Here is a 16915-nt window from a genome sequence, read left to right as displayed (position 1 = left end):
ATTTGTATGTTCTTTTATTATAGGAAAAAAAAGCCTTTACTTCAAAATATTTACAACTGAAGTAAAGGCTTTAAAAAAATTTGTTAGGGAACAGATACAGGAGCTAACGCTTTCAATTCCTCTTGCTGCTCTTAGCAATTAAAACCGCTGTGGCCTTTGCATCATATTTGGCCGTCTTTCACTTTGCGTATTTCTTACCGGGTTAGGCTCCCTGTTTTCCATTCTTTGAGGCATATTTGGCGCCTGGGGTGGTCTCATAATTCTTTCACTTTGTTGAGGTAAAGGCGGTCTTTGCATTATGCGTTCATCCTGCAACCGGGGTTGGGGTCGTGATGGTGGTACATTACCGGCAGGAGGATAATTTGGCATATCTGGTCGCCTTATTATCTTTTGCTGACTTTGCTGCTGATTATTTTGCGGCGATTGTTGAGATGGAGCTGAAAGTTGTGGCGACTCACTACGATTATTTGACATCGTCTGTGTTCTCATTCTTCTGACATTTTCCATTTGCTGTTGTTGCAACTGCCTGTTGGTATTATCAATATCTTGAGGGGTAACATTTGAATTTCCACTATTTACGTCATTTGTACGCCCATCTACCCTGCTTCTTGTGGGAAGATTACTTAAGTTCGGGTTTCTTACGTTCCTGTTCGTATTGCCATTTATACTTGTTTCAGGATGATCATTACCGTTAACAGCGTCCTGGTAAGTTCTTGTATTGTTTGGCAATTTAATATCCCTGGTTGATGTATTATTGTTTACTACATTTGCTACTTTAATTGGTCTGTATATCTGCAACTGCCTGTTTACTACCCGCGATAACCCGGGTTTATTAGTGGATGCAATGGCGACAGGAGTAATTTGTTGATGAGTGAATTGTTCCACGTCCTGGTAATCAGGCCCTCTATGATAATAATCTTTTTGATTATAACTGTTATAGTTGTTTATGATAGTTATGTTGTTGACATTAGTGCTATAATTACCATACGAAGCGTACCTGTTTAAATTGGAATAATTGATACAGTTACGAGGCACAAAAGACCAATAGTTGCCCGGAGCCCGCCACGTATTACCAACACTTATATTAATTCCAGGAGCTAAAGGAGCCCACGCATAATAATCATTATATTGCCCCCATGTCACCCATGCCGGAGCCCATTCGTATCCTGGCACCCATGCCCATCCTATTGATTGATCAAAAAACCAACGTCCGTAATGAAAAGGTGCCCAACCCCAGTTATAATCGGAAGCCCATGCCCATCCATCAACAGTTGACACCCAGTGTCCGCCTGTTTCGTAAGGCCTGAATCCTTCACGCGCATTGGGTTGCCAAACATAACCATAATCAGGATAATTGATCCAGTTGCCATAAGGCTGTAGCTGGTTATAAAAAGTTTGGTAACTGACGTCAGAATTGCTATAGTTGTCGGAATAGTTATAATTGTCACTCTGAGAAACCTGGCCGGGTGAGTAACAGCCTGCCATAGAGAAAGAAACAATTATAAAAGCGTTTATAAAATATTTCATATTGTAAGAATTAAACTTATTATCGATGCCTATTTCAATGCAAAAGAGTATCCAATAATCTCTTTATTATCTCCTTAAACCTCTTTTTAAGAAATTCTTATATAAATTTATAAACTTTTGATTTATAATAGCCTATTATTAAAATTGATAAAAGACCGGCTTTTATTTGGTTTTCCCATACAGTTTTACAGCTTGTAGGGCCTTCAGTTATTTTTTAATCATTTTTTACAAATGGGATCACCTAACACTTCTATTGTTTCTTTCTTGTATAATATCTCTTACCGCACAACATATCTCGTACTCTTCATATTTAATCGCTGCTTCACAAAGGGTATGTAAATCTTTTGACTCATATTCACTTAATATAATTTTTATTTCTTCAATATTTTTCTCCATTAAAAACCTTCTGATTTCGGAATTGGAGAAAAGTAATGTTTCTAAAATATCATCTATGGTTTCGTCTTGATAATGCATGCTGTTTATTTCTTTTAATTAAGAAAATTATAAGAAAGAAGGCGGTTATCTTCAAACTCTTTAATTCTAATTACATTCTAATCCCTTGCTATTAATAAGCTTTCTACATTTGTTTACGAAAAATTGCTTTTTTCATTTTGTTTTAAAAAGCCCCTGCAGAAGCAAGGGCTTTTTCCTTATGAAAAAATCAAAAACAATGAAAAAACACAAAAAGATGTGAATTATTTTTTCCTAACAGCGTCAAAATAATTTTTTGCAATAAGCAAAATTACCCTACTATTATCAGCAAGTGGTAAGTAACAGATTAGAATGTGATTAGAAATAAGTATTTAAGCGTAAAAGTTATATTTGTGAACAGATAAAGCCCAGGTATGGAAGAGAGAAAAATATTGATTGTAGAAGACGAAAAAAAGATTGCTGATACTTTACAATTAGGTTTATCAGAAAATGGTTTTTATGCAGAAGCTGCCTATGACGGAAATATTGGGTACAAACTTTTTCAATCGCACAGCTACAATCTCATTATTCTCGACATAAACCTGCCTGGTATCAATGGTTATGAGTTTTGTAAAATAGTCAGATCGCAAAACACTTACATACCTGTTATAATGCTAACTGCCCTTAATACTTTAGATAATAAAATAGAAGGCTACGACGCGGGTGCAGACGATTACATCGTAAAACCGTTTGAGTTTAAAGAGCTGTTGATGAAAATAAGAGTTCTGCTAAAGCGTACTATGAATCAAAATGTGCCGGTTGGAACTATTTTAAAAGCGTCTGATTTAGAAATGAACCTTGACACCAAAGAAGTAAAACGCGGTGATACCATAATTAATTTAACGTCAAAAGAATTTCAACTGCTTGAATATCTGCTGCGCAATAAAAACAGGTTGGTTTCGCGTGCTGATATTGCCATAAATGTATGGGATATAGATTTTGACACTAATACCAATGTAATTGATGTGTATATCAACTACGTGCGAAACAAGGTAGATAAACCTTTCGAGAAGAAACTTATTCAAACACAGGTAGGCATGGGATATATTTTAAAAGAAAAATGAAAACAATGCCCGCAAGAATAAGAATTACGCTGCTTTTTACTTCGCTTGTATTTGTGATTTTAGGCTTAGTTTGTTTATCCGCTTATTATTTTTTTAATATTTCAAGAATTAATACTGTCAAGATAAGACTTACCAATCGTGCTATTACTTTTGGCAGGCTGCTTAGCTTATCTGATGTTTTTTCTAATCAATTAATAAAAAGTATTGATTCAGCAACATCAATGGCTTACCAAAATAAAATTATTGAAGCTTACGATTATAAAAACAACAGAATATATGAATATAGCAGTCGTCGGGGAGACTCTCTTCAGATAGATAAGGAGTTGCTGAATAATGCAAGGATAAAAGGAGAAATATACTTTACAATAGGCAAAAAAGAGGTTATTGCTTATCATTATGCAGATAATAAATCACGCATGGTTGTGATTGCTGCAGGCGAGGATGTGGAAGGCAGGCAAAACCTGTATCGTTTATCAAAAATTTTACTTGTAAGTTTTTGCGGGGGACTTTTAGTTGCTTTTACCGGCGGTTACTTTTTTTCAAAAGGTTTGCTAAACCCTATTAAAAAAATTGCGGATGATGTAAATGATATATCTGCTCAAAATTTGTCGAGGCGCATAAAAAGCGGCAAAGTGAAAGACGAATGGGCTTATTTATCCGATACTTTAAATTCGTTGTTAAACCGTTTACAGGAAAGCTTCGATTTGCAGAAGCGTTTTATTGCAAATGCGTCACACGAACTTTCTACTCCGTTGACATCTGTCTCAAGCCAGATAGAAGTTTGCCTACAGCGTGAAAGAACGGAAGATGAATATCGAAAGGTATTGAAATCGGTTTGGCAAGACGTGTTGCATATGAGCAAACTAACGCAAACCTTGTTGGAATTTGCAAAAGCTTCTGGTTCTGCTGGAGGCCTGGAAATAGCGTTGGTGAGAATAGATGAAGTACTGTTTCGACTTCCATATGAAATGGCAAAAACAAATAGAGGTTATTCTGTTCTGTTTGAATTTGATGATATGCCCGAGGAGCAGGAAAAACTGCTGGTATTTGGCAACGAAGAATTATTGTTTACCGCAATCAAAAATATAGTTATCAATAGTTGTAAATATTCTCCGAACCGCGAAGCAATTGTTAGGTTGAGCATCCAAAACGAAAAAATAGTCATCTCGGTACAAGATAATGGCGTTGGAATACCCGAAGCTGAACTTGCCCATATATTTCAGCCTTTTTACCGGGTAAATGATGATAGAATAAGGGAAGGATTTGGTTTAGGTTTATCATTGGCTTCGAGAATTATTAAACTTCATAACGGAGAAATACGAGTTGTATCCCAGCCGGAGCAGGGAAGTTTGTTTACCATTCATCTACCTGCCGCAAACTGCGCAAAAGATAAAATTCTAACCACATTCTAATCCATTTATCACAAATTATTAATCTATATAATGCATCTTGCCTTTTAAATCGGCAGAATGAAAAGCAGGTCTTTTTTGGTTTTAGTTATTTCAACTGTTTGCATTTTACTTTTTACTATTGCATTTCTGCTTGTACAAAACAGGACTTATAAAAATGAAAACAGGAAGCTACTTCTCCAAAATGATTCAATCATGTCTGTTAATATTGAAATTAAAGACAGCGTTGATAGTATAACCAGTCACGTTTTTAATAAGAGCAGCAGAACATCTGACAATATAAGTAGCCAAGAAAAACAGTAATAAATTGTAGCAATTCAACCAACGTGGTAATAATATATTTTAGGCTAGAAAGCAATACAACGTAAAAAGGGGTAGAGGAATCAAGCGTACTAAAGGTGTCAAAAACTTTATTTATGGAGCAAAACGAAACATTACAGGCCAAATCTGAACACAAGTACACTTTTCCTCAAAAGGTATGGATAACCGGCGGAATATTTGGGTTAATTGCTGTACTTCTTTTATTTCTGAAAGCCACCTTCAACGTATTACTTCTAATACTTGCCGGATCCTTGATCGCGTTGTTTTTCCGAGGGTTAAGCGATTTGATAGAACGCAAAACAAAATGGAAGCAAGGCATTTGTTTAAGCATTTCCACTCTTGGTAGCGTACTGCTTATCGTTTTGCTTTTTTGGCTAATAGGCGCAAAAGTTCAATCTCAAATCGCTGAGTTAAGTGATACCCTTCCTTCCACAGTTCAAAATGCAAAAGAGCAACTTAATCAAAATCCTTTAGGTCAAAAAATTGTACAAAAAATATCCTCACCAAAGGCCCAAAAAAAAGCACAGGGTGTTATTCAAACATTTTTCAAAACCACATTTGGGGTATTTGGAGATGTATATGTAGTAATATTTATAGGGATTTTTTTTACAGTTGCCCCGCAACTTTATAAAAATGGATTTGTAAAACTTATACCTAAAAAAGGGCAACCAAAGGCAGAAAATGTTTTAAATAAAATCGGCGATAATTTAAAGAAATGGCTGAAAGGAAAAATATTTGCCATGTTTGTTGTTTTTATTTTGACTGCCATTGGCCTTGTTATCTTAGGAGTACCAATGTGGCTTGTACTTGCATTAATAGCAGGAATATTAAATTTTATACCCAACTTCGGCCCCCTGATTGCAATGATTCCGGCAGTACTGGTAGGTCTGATGCAGGGCCCTTCAACAGCTGCATTGGTGGCAGGTTTATACATTGCAGTACAGGTAGCAGAAAGTAATTTCATTACTCCTATGGTTCAGAAAAGGCTCATTAATATTCCCCCGGCACTTATTATAATTGCTCAACTTTTAATATCACCTCTTACCGGTGGATGGGGCCTTGTTTTAGCAACTCCATTGATGGTTATAATTATGGTAGTAGTGCAGGAACTATATTTAAAAAGACAATAGTACCTGAACAATTCTAACTACCGTCTTTTCTGAAACTGTTGCTGCCTGCAATTTCCTCTACCGGCATTTCAATAAATCAGGTTGGCTGTATAATGATAACCGGATTAAAATATCCACTAATATTCATTAATATCTTTTCATAATTTTTACGAGCATATTGGCAATGATTTCGTTCCCTTTGTCTGATGGATGAAGGCCATCATAAGTCATTCCAATTGCATCGGTAGGATAAGGATAATCATCCGTTTCAGGGTTAAAAGGAACATCAAGAAAAGCCGGATACCGGTAATTTTTATAAGCACCTGTTTTAGGATCTTTTAATCGTTTGTACTTTACCAGTTTATCGAGCGTCATACCGCTATTGTTGTAAAGGTCCACTACTTCAAAATGTTCATATTTTCCAATCGTATTTATTGCATCTACAAACTGCGCAAGCGATTGTTGATTTTTCTTTTTATAGGAACCATACGCATTGTTTTTCATATCAGCTATATAAACAAAATCTGCTCGCTGCATAGGCGTAATAAGAATTATTTTAGCATCATTATTGAGGCTGCGAAGTTTATTGATAATAATACGGTAAGAGCCGTACAAGGTGCTATTACCCGTATTGTTTTTATAATCTGTGAATTTTCCTATTGGCCGCCCTCCCCACCAATCATTCGTACCAAGAAAAACAGAATATACATCAGCTTTTACCAACCCTAGTTTTTCAATATCATTAGCTATACCGCCTGATGTCCATCCGTTATGCCCCTGGTTGATGTAATGTATGTTGCCTAGTTTTTCTACCACCCTTGTCATATATCCCTTTGTAACCCTATCCCCTGTTTCGTCTTTGTGATCATTTAAATAAGTAATGGAATCGCCAATGGCAACCCATGTAATTTCTTTTGAAGAAAAAGAACAAATCAGACAAACAAGGGCAGTCGTTACCAAAAGCTTTTTCATTGTTGTATTATTTCTATGTGATTTTAATTGATTACATATTTTGCTACCGCAACCTTTATTTATTTTACTTCATATTCTGTGTCACTGGCTGGCTACACATCTTTGGTCATATGATGCGAACTAACCGTTCTTCTTTCCGATGAGTATGGTTTTAAACGAACAAGTAAATAATAACTTTTAAATTTATAAAACTAGTAAGTCTAAGATGAATATTGAGAATTTTTTTATGTTTAAATTCGAATGCAAGCCAAAAAGAATTAGAACCTTTTTCAAGCATTTAAATCATTGCTTTTTCCTTAGAAGAAAATCCTGGAAAATGCGAACAGTCGTAAAAAGATATTTCACCTCAAAAAAGATATTGATCTTTTTTAATAACGAACGTTCCGATTGTAATAAAGCCTTAAAAAAATATTTTACAAGTATGGTTAATAAAAGAATAGTAAACCTGGCTTCCTGCCAATTGTCGTAATTTGCTTTAGTTATGGAAAATATGCAAAAAAATGTAAGGCGTGATCAAGCTTTGGCATATCACTCAGAAGGAAAGCCGGGAAAAATAGAAGTAGTGCCTACTAAAGAAGCCAAAACACAAAGAGACCTTTCTCTGGCTTACAGCCCTGGTGTGGCAGAGCCTTGCAAAGAAATTGCTGCAAATAAAGAAGATGCATATAAATATACAGCTAAAGGCAATCTTGTAGCCGTAATAACAAACGGCACTGCCGTGCTGGGTCTTGGCGACATTGGCCCCGAAGCGAGCAAACCGGTAATGGAGGGAAAAGGGGTATTATTTAAAATATTTGCCGACATAGACGTTTTTGATATAGAAATAAATGAAAAAGACCCAAAAAAGTTTGTGGATATCGTAGCTTCCCTTGAGCCTACTTTCGGTGGAATAAACCTGGAGGACATTAAAGCACCGGAATGTTTTGAAATTGAAACATCGCTTCGTGAAAGACTCAAGATACCGGTAATGCACGATGATCAGCATGGTACTGCTATCATAAGCAGTGCTGCTCTGCTCAATGCGCTTGAGTTACAGCGTAAAAAAATTGAAAAAGTAGAATTTGTAGTAAACGGAGCAGGAGCAGCTGCTATGGCTTGCGTTAGATTATACGTATCGCTTGGTGCCCGTTATGAAAATTTCATCATGTTTGATAAAGACGGCGTACTGCACAAAGGACGCACTGACCTGGATGAGGAAAAACAAAAATTTGCAGTAAGCCGCACCGACTGGACGCTGGAAAAAGCGATGAAAGACGCAGATGTTTTTCTTGGGTTAAGCGTAGGCAACGTACTTACGGCAGATATGATAAAAAGCATGGCAAAAAATCCCATTGTTTTTGCCATGGCTAATCCCGACCCTGAGATACCATATAATATAGCTGTAGAAGCACGAAAAGATATTATTATGGCCACAGGTCGTTCTGATTATCCCAACCAGGTAAACAATGTTCTTGGCTTTCCTTACATTTTTCGTGGAGCATTGGATGTAAGAGCTACTCAAATAAATGAAGCCATGAAACTGGCAGCCGTTAAGGCACTGGCAGAATTGGCTAAGTCAGCGGTTCCCGATATTGTAAATATGGCTTACAACGAAAAAACAATCGTTTTCGGTCCTGACTATATTATTCCCAAGCCGCTCGATCCAAGATTATTAATCACGGTGGCGCCGGCAGTTGCAAAAGCAGCTATGGAAAGCGGAGTGGCGCAAAAGCCTGTTGATGACTGGGGTGCTTATGCCGTAGAACTTAATAGACGATTAGGGCTGGATAACCAGCTGTTGAGGGTGATAGGAGCAAAAGCAAGAAGAGAACCTAAAAGGGTGGTTTTTGCAGATGCTGATAATATTAAAATTCTAAAAGCCGCACAAATTGTTTTTGACGAAGGAGTAGCTTATCCCATTTTATTAGGCGATGTTAAAAATATTACTGCTATAGCAGCAGCTAACAATATAGATGTAGCGGGTTTTCCTATAATCGATCCGTCGGCTCCAGAGTCTGAAGCAAAACGCAACGAATACAGTAAATTATTTTTTGAGAAAAGAAAAAGAAAAGGCTACAACTATTATGAAAGTAAAAAAATAATGAAGGACCGCAACTATTATGGAAGCATGATGGTTGAAACCGGCGATGCCGACGCAATGATATCAGGACTTTCAAAAAATTATCCCGAAACCATAAGACCGGCATTACAAATAATCGGCAAAGATGAGCAGGTACAGAAAATAGCGGGAATGTACATTGTCATAACCAAAAAAGGCCCTCTGTTTCTTGCAGATACAACCATAAACTTTAATCCAACAGCAGAAGAGGTGGCAGACATAGCTATAATGGTGGCAGGAGAAGTAAAACAATTTAACATCACTCCTCGTATTGCAATGCTCAGTTACTCAAACTTTGGAAGCAGCAATTCTCCCGAGGCAGAGCTGATGGCTACAGCAACAGCAATTGTAAAGCAAAGAAGGCCAGATCTTATAGTGGACGGAGAAATGCAGGTTAGTATGGCTTTTAATAAAGAAGTTTTAAAAGAAAATTATCCTTTTAGTGATCTTGTTGATCACGAGGTTAATACGCTGATTTTTCCAAATCTTGCTGCAGGCAATATTGCGTACAACCTGCTGAAAGAAGTTGGTGGCGCAGAAATAATTGGCCCGATTTTGTTAGGATTGAAAAAGCCGGTTCATGTGTTGCAACTTGGAAGCAGTGTAAGAAGTATTACAAATATGACAGTTATTGCTGTAATAGATGCACAAATGAAGTCTAAAAACGATACAGAAAAAGAGATTAACAAAAGCAGCTGGTGGAAACGCAACAAATCTTAGAAAAAATTAAAACCAAGGTTACCCATTCTCAATGAGATTTTTTACAAAATTCGGACAGTATCTTCTGTTGCTGAAGGGCATGTTTACAAGACCGGAGAATCCAAAGATCTACTGGAAAGAGTTTATGCACCAATGTGTTGAAATTGGCATAGGCTCTTTGCCGATCGTTGTTATAATTTCTCTGTTTCTTGGTGCTGTTACAACTGTTCAGACCGCATACCAGTTAGTAAGTCCACTGGTTCCGCTGAGCACTATTGGACAAGTGGTGAGAGATAGTATGATACTGGAACTTGCACCTACTGTTGTCAGCATCGTACTTGCAGGAGTGGTAGGAAGCAAAATAGCGAGTGAGTTGGGCAATATGCGCATAAGTGAGCAAATTGATGCGCTGGAAATTATGGGCATCAATACCAAAGCATATCTCGTTTTACCAAAGATCGCTGCTGCATTGTTAATGATTCCCTGTCTTATTACTCTGTCTGCTTTCCTGGGCATCTGGGGCGGAAGGACTGCTGCAGATCTTTCAAATATTGTTGCAGCAGACATTTTTGACATCGGTTTACGAACTCACTTTTCTCCTTTTAATGTTGGTTTTGCCTTAAGCAAAGCGTATACATTTGCTTTTATTGTCAGCAGTGTTCCGGCCTATTATGGTTATTATGTAACAGGAGGTTCGCTGGAAATAGGACGCAGCAGCACTACCTCTGTTGTAGTTAGCTGTATATTAGTTCTTATCGCTGACTATGCTCTTGCTGCCCTGTTACTTTAAATTTTACAAGCATGATTGAGATACAACACATAAAAAAAAGCTTCGGAGAAAAGACTATTTTAAACGATGTAAGCCTGGTTATGGAAACGGGTAAATGCAATCTTATTATAGGATCCAGCGGCAGCGGAAAAACAGTTTTATTGAAATGTATAGTTGGTTTGTTTACCCCTGATGAGGGACACGTTATTTACGACGGTCAGAGCATGACTGAGCTTTCAGTACAGGATAGAAAAGAATTGCGTCAGCAAATAGGAATGCTCTTCCAGGGATCAGCTTTGTTTGACAGCATGACTGTAGAACAAAACATAAAGTTTCCGCTTGATATGTTTACAGACCTGAAGCATAAAGACAAGATAAAAAAAGTAAATGAAGTTTTGGCAAGGGTAAATATGGAAGGTGCAAATAAAAAATTTCCATCTGAAATAAGTGGTGGAATGAAAAAAAGAGTAGGTATTGCCCGTTCGATAGTACTTAATCCGAAATATCTTTTTTGTGATGAACCTAATTCAGGCCTTGATCCGCAAACTTCACTCGTTATAGATAAACTTATAAAGGACCTGACACTTGAGTATAATATAACTACAGTGGTAGTTACGCATGATATGAATAGCGTAATGGAAATCGGGGATCACATTTTCTACATTTACCAGGGGCACAAACAGTGGGAAGGATCGAACAAAGACATCATACACAGCAAGGACGAAAAATTAAACCAGTTTATATTTGCTTCCGAATTTTTACAAGATGCAAAACAGATGCGTATGATGGAAGCGGAAAAAGAAAAAGCAGGAGTTTAATGTTTAAATTATAGAAGTTGATTAGTAAAACTGCCCAAACTTTCGCATAAACTTTTTTCATAGTTATTACTATTTCCTATTTTTTATCCAACCACAAAGTATCTAATAAATATATTTTGATCTTGAGCATTTATTGCAAAATCATCGTTCACGATTCTTCCATCCATATAAACAATTGCTACCGCCATCAAAAGCCCATAGCGAAGTACTTGCTTTAGTGTAAAACTAAATACAAGTTTCATTTATACAAGCAGATTATTTATTCCTTTGCTATAAATTTAAATATGTTGTTTATAACTGTTATATCCTATTTTTGCGCAACATTAAAAACTACATCAACTGTTTGCTATGAGTGTATTAGTTAATAAAAATTCTAAAATAATTGTACAGGGTTTTACCGGAACAGAAGGAACTTTTCATGCTTCACAAATGATAGAGTATGGAACTAATGTAGTTGGTGGAGTTACTCCGGGAAAAGGCGGCTCTACCCATTTAGACAGGCCTGTATTTAACACCGTTGCAGAAGCCGTTCAAAACACCGGCGCTGATGTAAGTATCATTTTCGTTCCGCCTGCTTTTGCAGCAGACGCTATCATGGAAGCGGCAGATGCAGGAATTGCCTTAGTTGTTTGTATTACAGAAGGTATTCCTGTGCAGGATATGGTTAAAGTAAAAAATTACCTGCTTTGTAAATCAACACGCTTAATTGGTCCCAACTGCCCTGGTGTTATAACCGCAGACGAAGCTAAAGTAGGCATTATGCCAGGTTTTATTTTCAAGGCTGGAAGAATCGGGATTGTTTCAAAATCAGGAACACTTACATATGAAGCAGCTGACCAGGCAGTAAAAGCAGGGTTAGGTATATCTACAGCCATTGGCATTGGTGGTGACCCTATTATTGGCACTACCACTAAAGAAGCAGTAGAATTACTGATGAATGACGCTGAAACAGAAGGCATAATAATGATTGGTGAAATTGGTGGCGGAATGGAAGCCGAAGCTGCACGTTGGGTAAAAGAAAACGGAACCAAACCGGTAGTGGGATTCATAGCAGGTCAAACGGCTCCTCCCGGCAGGCGTATGGGTCATGCAGGAGCAATAGTTGGTGGTGCTGATGATACAGCTGCTGCTAAAATGAAGATCATGAAAGAGTGCGGAATTCATGTAGTTGACAGCCCTGCAGATATTGGAAGAACAATGGCTGAAGCGTTAAAAAAATAAAATAAACGTATAAAAAATATTAAAAAGACCTGGCTTTCCAAATAAGCAGGTCTTTTTAATTATAACAAAGTAGTTAAAGTGCACTTCCACATCAATTAAAAAATACATTCTTAAAAATAAAAATGACAGCCTGTAAAACTAATGCAGGTGTAAAGTAAATTGTAATATTAATCTCCAAATATTCCTGATGTCTATCGATTACCTGATTATCGGCCAGGGCTTAAGTGGCACTTTTTTAAGCTACTATTTACTGCAAGCAGGAAAAAAAGTATTTGTAATAGATAAGTCAACCCCTTTTACAGCAAGTAAAGTGGCAAGTGGGGTTATCAATCCTGTTACCGGAAGACGAATTGTGAGAACATGGAGAATTGAAGAATTACTGCCTTTTGCATTAAAAGCATATACAGAACTGGGAAATGAATTTGGTAAAAACCTGGTAAAAAAAAGCAGCGTACTTGACTTTCACCCAAGTCTGCAAATGAAAGAAGCCTTCGACAAACGTTTGAGTGAAGAGCGTGAATACCTGCATATACCTGCAACTTTTGAATGGAAAAGTTATTTCAATTATCACTTCGATATAGGCGAAATTAATCCCTGCCTGCTTGCAGATATAAATGTTATGCTCGACTGTTGGAGAGAGAAATTAACATCAGAAAAAGTGTTAATTAATGAAGAATTTAGTTGGGATAATTGTTTGGTGAATAATGACTTTATCACTTACAAAAATATTACGGCAAAAAAGATCATTTTCTGTGATGGTGTTGCAGGGACTGATAATCCCTTTTTCAAAAACCTGCCTTATGCCCCTAATAAGGGAGAAGCAATTATTGCAAAAATACCTGGACTTCCCCAAAATTACATCTATAAACAAGGAATAAGTATAGTGCCATGGAGAGATGACCTTTTCTGGATAGGCTCATCATACGAATGGAACTTTGCTAATGTACAACCTACATCTGCCTATAGAGAGAGGGTGGCAAGTCAACTTAAGTACTGGTTAAAAGTGCCTTTTGAAATTGTGGACCATATAGCATCTGTAAGACCTGCAAATATGGAACGAAGACCTTTTGTTGGCTTACATCCAAGATTTTCGACTGTAGGAATATTAAATGGCATGGGAACCAAGGGATGCTCGCTCGCTCCGTTTTTTGCTAAACAACTTACTTCCCATTTAACCGAAGGGAAACCAATATATGCAGATGCAGATGTAAAGCGCTTTGAAAAAATACTATCAAGGAAATTGAATTAAACCTTCTATCCCTATTTTTGAAATTCAATTAATATGTAAAATGAGCTCTGAAGAAGAAATGTATTCAATACCGGCAAAACACAGAAAAACAGAAAATCTTCATATTGTATTTTGGTTGTTAAAAGATCTTAGCTGGGCAATGCTGTGGAAACCATTAGGACTAATTATGATTATTCCAACGATATCGGCGGCTTTACTTATAACTTACCAGACAAGGCATATCAAAAGTGAATTGCTTCATAACCTTGCTGTTGATTTCTGGATTGTTGCCAACGCCTATTGGATGCTTACAGAATTCTATTCACACAACGATAGTCTTAGATATTACACAATAATACCATTTACAATAGGAATTGTCATAATTGGCTATTACTACCTGATTGTTCGCCCGAAAGAAAAAAGCAAAGCGTTAACTGTTGCTTTAATCAGACAAAATAGCTGATAATTATTTTATTAGTGTTTTAAATTTTATATGAAAAAACTCTTTCCGAGTATAACAAATTCAATGTCTGAAAATGTTGATGCGGTAATAGGAATTTAATGAGTCTTCAAATTTTCTTAATTCTTTACTTTCTAAGAATTTATTAATTAAAAAACTTAATGTTTTTTCTCCTCACAATTATTCTTCGCTAACTGCCTTTTTAGCTTGTTTTGATTGCCTTATGCGGTAATTAAAAGTAAGATTTACTTGTCGCCTCCTGTACTGGAAGTCGCCTTCGGTGTAAAAATTAGGGCCTGTTGTAATGTACCGCATCCGGCGGGAGTTAAATACATCCAGCACATTAAAAGTTACTGTTCCATTGCCGTTGAAAACATCTTTACTTATTGAAAGATCAATATAATAGAGCCCCTTTCTTGTTCCCTGGGCAGTTTTTTGACGCGCTTCATAATTTCCTCTCATTTGCATGTCAAAATTCCTGGGAAACATGAAACGGGAAGTCTGCCTCGCAAACCAACTATAGGTAGATGCCTTGTAACTTTTAATAATATTACTTCCATCTATATCAGCATGAAAGAGATTAAAATTAAAATCGAGTTTCCACCATTTATAAGGTGAATAGCCACTGGTAAACTCAGTACCAAATGCTTTTTCTGATAAGAGATTTTCAGGTCTGGTAGCAGAATTACCTTCTGCGTTTACCGTTCTTATACGATCGATCTTACCCTTCGTACTCCGGTAATAAACAGAAGATGAAAACGAACCTTTATCAAAATACTTGATATGCCCTATCTCAAACACGTTGCTAAATTCAGGATTAAGATCAGGGTTGCCGCTGAAAAAATTTCGACTGTCAGAAAAGGTCATATAGGGGCTCAGATCGTCATAAACAGGTCTTCTCACCCGTCGGCTATAACTTAGCTGCACCGCATTTTGCTTTGGAAGATCAACAGTGAAATGTGCACTTGGAAAGAGATTCACATACTTCCTGGGATTTACCTGGTGTGTTTCCTCAAGTGTAGTTTTGACGTCTGTCCATTCGGCACGTAAACCTGCCTGGTAAGATACTTTTTTACTTTTATTTCCAAGAATTCCATAAGCTGCATTTATTTTTTCGTCATACAGAAATATATTATCTAGACCGGCAAGAGGAACAAAATCCCCTGAAGTATTTTTTTCTGTAACTAAATAATCATTTACCATATTGCGAAAACTACTTCTCAGGCCCGTTTCAAATTTTCCTTCTTTACCAATTGGCTTTGTGTAGTCCACCTGGAAAAGCCACTGTTTTTCATATTCATCATTAGGCGATTTCTGCACTATAGCTTTTGAAAAATTTTCTGACCCGTCTGGCGCAAAGAAATTCTGAGTAAATAACTGCCGTGAGCTTTCCCAATTGTCTAAATATTTTACCTCAGCAACCAATTCGTGGCCTTTTTGCTCGAATGATCTTTTATAGTTTACTGCATACTCTGAGTTTGGTTCTATTTCATCTTCAACCTGTCGCCTGGTAGAAATGCTGCTTAAGTTTGAGATACTATTCACATAGTCCTGGTATCTTATATCGGTAATCCGTTTAGCATCGCTGCGACGAAACAAATAGGAAGCTGTAAGAATACTGTTCTCGTTAAAAAAATAATCGAGTCCTCCACGGATATTATTATTAAAGCCGGTAAGCTTACCGTTATTGTTCTGCCTCAAAATAAAAGTTGTGTCCTTACCATATACTTCCTGGTACAATGAACCTACACCTGGCTGCCTTCTGTAAGCAATTCCATAATTAATAAAAAAGTTGATCTTTTTATGACGATAATTGAGGTTTGCAGCGCCGCCAAAATTGGTTGGATAGCCTGATGTCAATTCGAAAGAACCATTAAAGCCTTGCCTTTTATCCTTTTTTAAAATAATATTGATTATTCCGGCCATTCCCTCTGCTTCATACCGGGCCGAAGGATTTGTTATTATTTCTACCTTATCTATCATACTGGCCTGCAGTTGTTGAAGTCCGCTCCCACCTTTAAAACTTACCAAACCGGACGGTTTTCCGTCAACCAAAATCCTTACATTGTCACTTCCCCGCAATTTTACATTTCCTTCGGGATCAACAGATACTGATGGAATGTTGGTTAAAATATCTGAAGCCGAACCGCCCGCATTGGCAAGATCCTTTCCAACATTAAATATTTTTTTATCAAGCGAAAGTTGCATTGAGCTCTTCTCTGCCTGTACAACCACTTCTTTTAAAGTATTTGTTGAAGGAACCAATTTTATTACTCCAAGCTGATGAGTTGCATGTTCCTTTGAAACTGTAAAATGACCCGTTTTGAATGATTTATACCCCATAAAATCTATTTGGGCATAATAACGTCCATACTTCAGTTCAACTGAAAATTCTCCGGCTTCGTTAGCTACACTTTCATTCTCTAATTTTTTATCCTCACTTTTAAATATCCTTATTCCTGCAAAACTCAAAGGTGCAGACGACAAAGAATCTGACGTTTTACCTTTTACAGTTCCCCTTCCTGCCGTTTGGGTAGACGCCTGAAAAGAGATGAAAATAAAAGTGAAAAGAAGAATTAAATATGACTTGCAACAAAATAATTTCAGGTATATATTTATCATAGTAAAAACCAATAAAAATAGCATGTTTTGAAGAAAACTTGTTTGCTATTTTAAATGAAAAACTAAAAACAAAAATTTCTTTATGTCGCGGTAAAATAACGGATAGAGACGGATTTTAAATAAAAGT

At 36.8% G+C, this 16915-nt stretch carries 13 protein-coding genes; 9 read left to right on the top strand and 4 right to left on the bottom strand.

Annotated elements, in window-relative coordinates:
* Positions 1–138: 138 nt before the first annotated feature.
* Both B154_RS30690 and B154_RS0112300 read right to left on the bottom strand, forming a co-directional pair.
* Positions 139–1527 (bottom strand): DUF6600 domain-containing protein, encoded by a 1389-nt coding sequence (locus B154_RS30690; RefSeq protein WP_018614555.1) that lies wholly within the window; start codon positions 1525–1527, stop codon positions 139–141.
* A 237-nt stretch (positions 1528–1764) separates the two neighbouring features.
* The gene (locus tag B154_RS0112300) at positions 1765–2001 is read right to left on the bottom strand and encodes a hypothetical protein (protein ID WP_018614554.1); all 237 of its coding nucleotides are present in this window, start codon (positions 1999–2001) and stop codon (positions 1765–1767) included.
* A gap of 371 nt (positions 2002–2372) precedes the next feature.
* Between B154_RS0112300 and B154_RS0112290 the strand changes: the two genes are divergently transcribed.
* The 3 genes from B154_RS0112290 to B154_RS0112275 all read left to right on the top strand — a co-directional run bounded on the left by B154_RS0112290 (position 2373) and on the right by B154_RS0112275 (position 5922).
* Positions 2373–3062: a response regulator gene (locus B154_RS0112290; RefSeq protein ID WP_018614552.1), complete on the top strand. Its 690-nt coding sequence runs from the start codon at positions 2373–2375 to the stop codon at positions 3060–3062.
* 5 nt (positions 3063–3067) lie between these two features.
* On the top strand, positions 3068–4474 hold the full coding sequence (locus B154_RS0112285) for a sensor histidine kinase (protein WP_157580682.1): 1407 nt from the start codon (positions 3068–3070) through the stop codon (positions 4472–4474).
* Positions 4475–4887: 413 nt separating this feature from the next.
* Entirely contained in the window at positions 4888–5922 is a 1035-nt protein-coding gene (locus tag B154_RS0112275) for an AI-2E family transporter (protein WP_018614549.1), read from the top strand.
* Between the two features lie 126 nt (positions 5923–6048).
* Here B154_RS0112275 and B154_RS0112270 read toward each other — a convergent pair whose 3' ends face one another.
* Complete coding sequence (locus tag B154_RS0112270; protein WP_018614548.1) at positions 6049–6873, bottom strand: SGNH/GDSL hydrolase family protein; 825 nt, start codon at positions 6871–6873, stop codon at positions 6049–6051.
* Between the two features lie 481 nt (positions 6874–7354).
* Here B154_RS0112270 and B154_RS33620 point away from each other — a divergent pair, with 481 nt between their 5' ends.
* The 6 genes from B154_RS33620 (at position 7355) to B154_RS0112230 (ending at position 14169) form a co-directional block, all read left to right on the top strand.
* Positions 7355–9691 (top strand): NADP-dependent malic enzyme, encoded by a 2337-nt coding sequence (locus tag B154_RS33620; protein ID WP_018614546.1) that lies wholly within the window; start codon positions 7355–7357, stop codon positions 9689–9691.
* A 31-nt stretch (positions 9692–9722) separates the two neighbouring features.
* A complete protein-coding gene (locus B154_RS0112260) occupies positions 9723–10460 on the top strand; it encodes an MlaE family ABC transporter permease (protein WP_018614545.1) in 738 nt (245 codons plus the stop codon).
* Between the two features lie 11 nt (positions 10461–10471).
* Entirely contained in the window at positions 10472–11257 is a 786-nt protein-coding gene (locus B154_RS0112255) for an ABC transporter ATP-binding protein (protein ID WP_018614544.1), read from the top strand.
* A gap of 348 nt (positions 11258–11605) precedes the next feature.
* The gene (sucD, locus tag B154_RS0112245; protein ID WP_018614542.1) at positions 11606–12478 is read left to right on the top strand and encodes a succinate--CoA ligase subunit alpha; all 873 of its coding nucleotides are present in this window, start codon (positions 11606–11608) and stop codon (positions 12476–12478) included.
* 187 nt (positions 12479–12665) lie between these two features.
* A complete protein-coding gene (locus B154_RS0112235; protein WP_018614541.1) occupies positions 12666–13727 on the top strand; it encodes an NAD(P)/FAD-dependent oxidoreductase in 1062 nt (353 codons plus the stop codon).
* Between the two features lie 40 nt (positions 13728–13767).
* The gene (locus tag B154_RS0112230) at positions 13768–14169 is read left to right on the top strand and encodes a hypothetical protein (RefSeq protein WP_018614540.1); all 402 of its coding nucleotides are present in this window, start codon (positions 13768–13770) and stop codon (positions 14167–14169) included.
* Positions 14170–14346: 177 nt separating this feature from the next.
* Here the strand turns inward: B154_RS0112230 and B154_RS0112225 are convergent, their stop codons facing one another.
* Positions 14347–16812: an outer membrane beta-barrel family protein gene (locus B154_RS0112225; protein ID WP_211217488.1), complete on the bottom strand. Its 2466-nt coding sequence runs from the start codon at positions 16810–16812 to the stop codon at positions 14347–14349.
* Positions 16813–16915: the final 103 nt, after the last annotated feature.

Source organism: Segetibacter koreensis DSM 18137 (assembly GCF_000374045.1).
Classification (GTDB): Bacteria; Bacteroidota; Bacteroidia; order Chitinophagales; family Chitinophagaceae; genus Segetibacter; species Segetibacter koreensis.
Note: the sequence above shows the minus strand (reverse complement) of the source record. Positions and strands in the feature narration are given on the sequence as shown.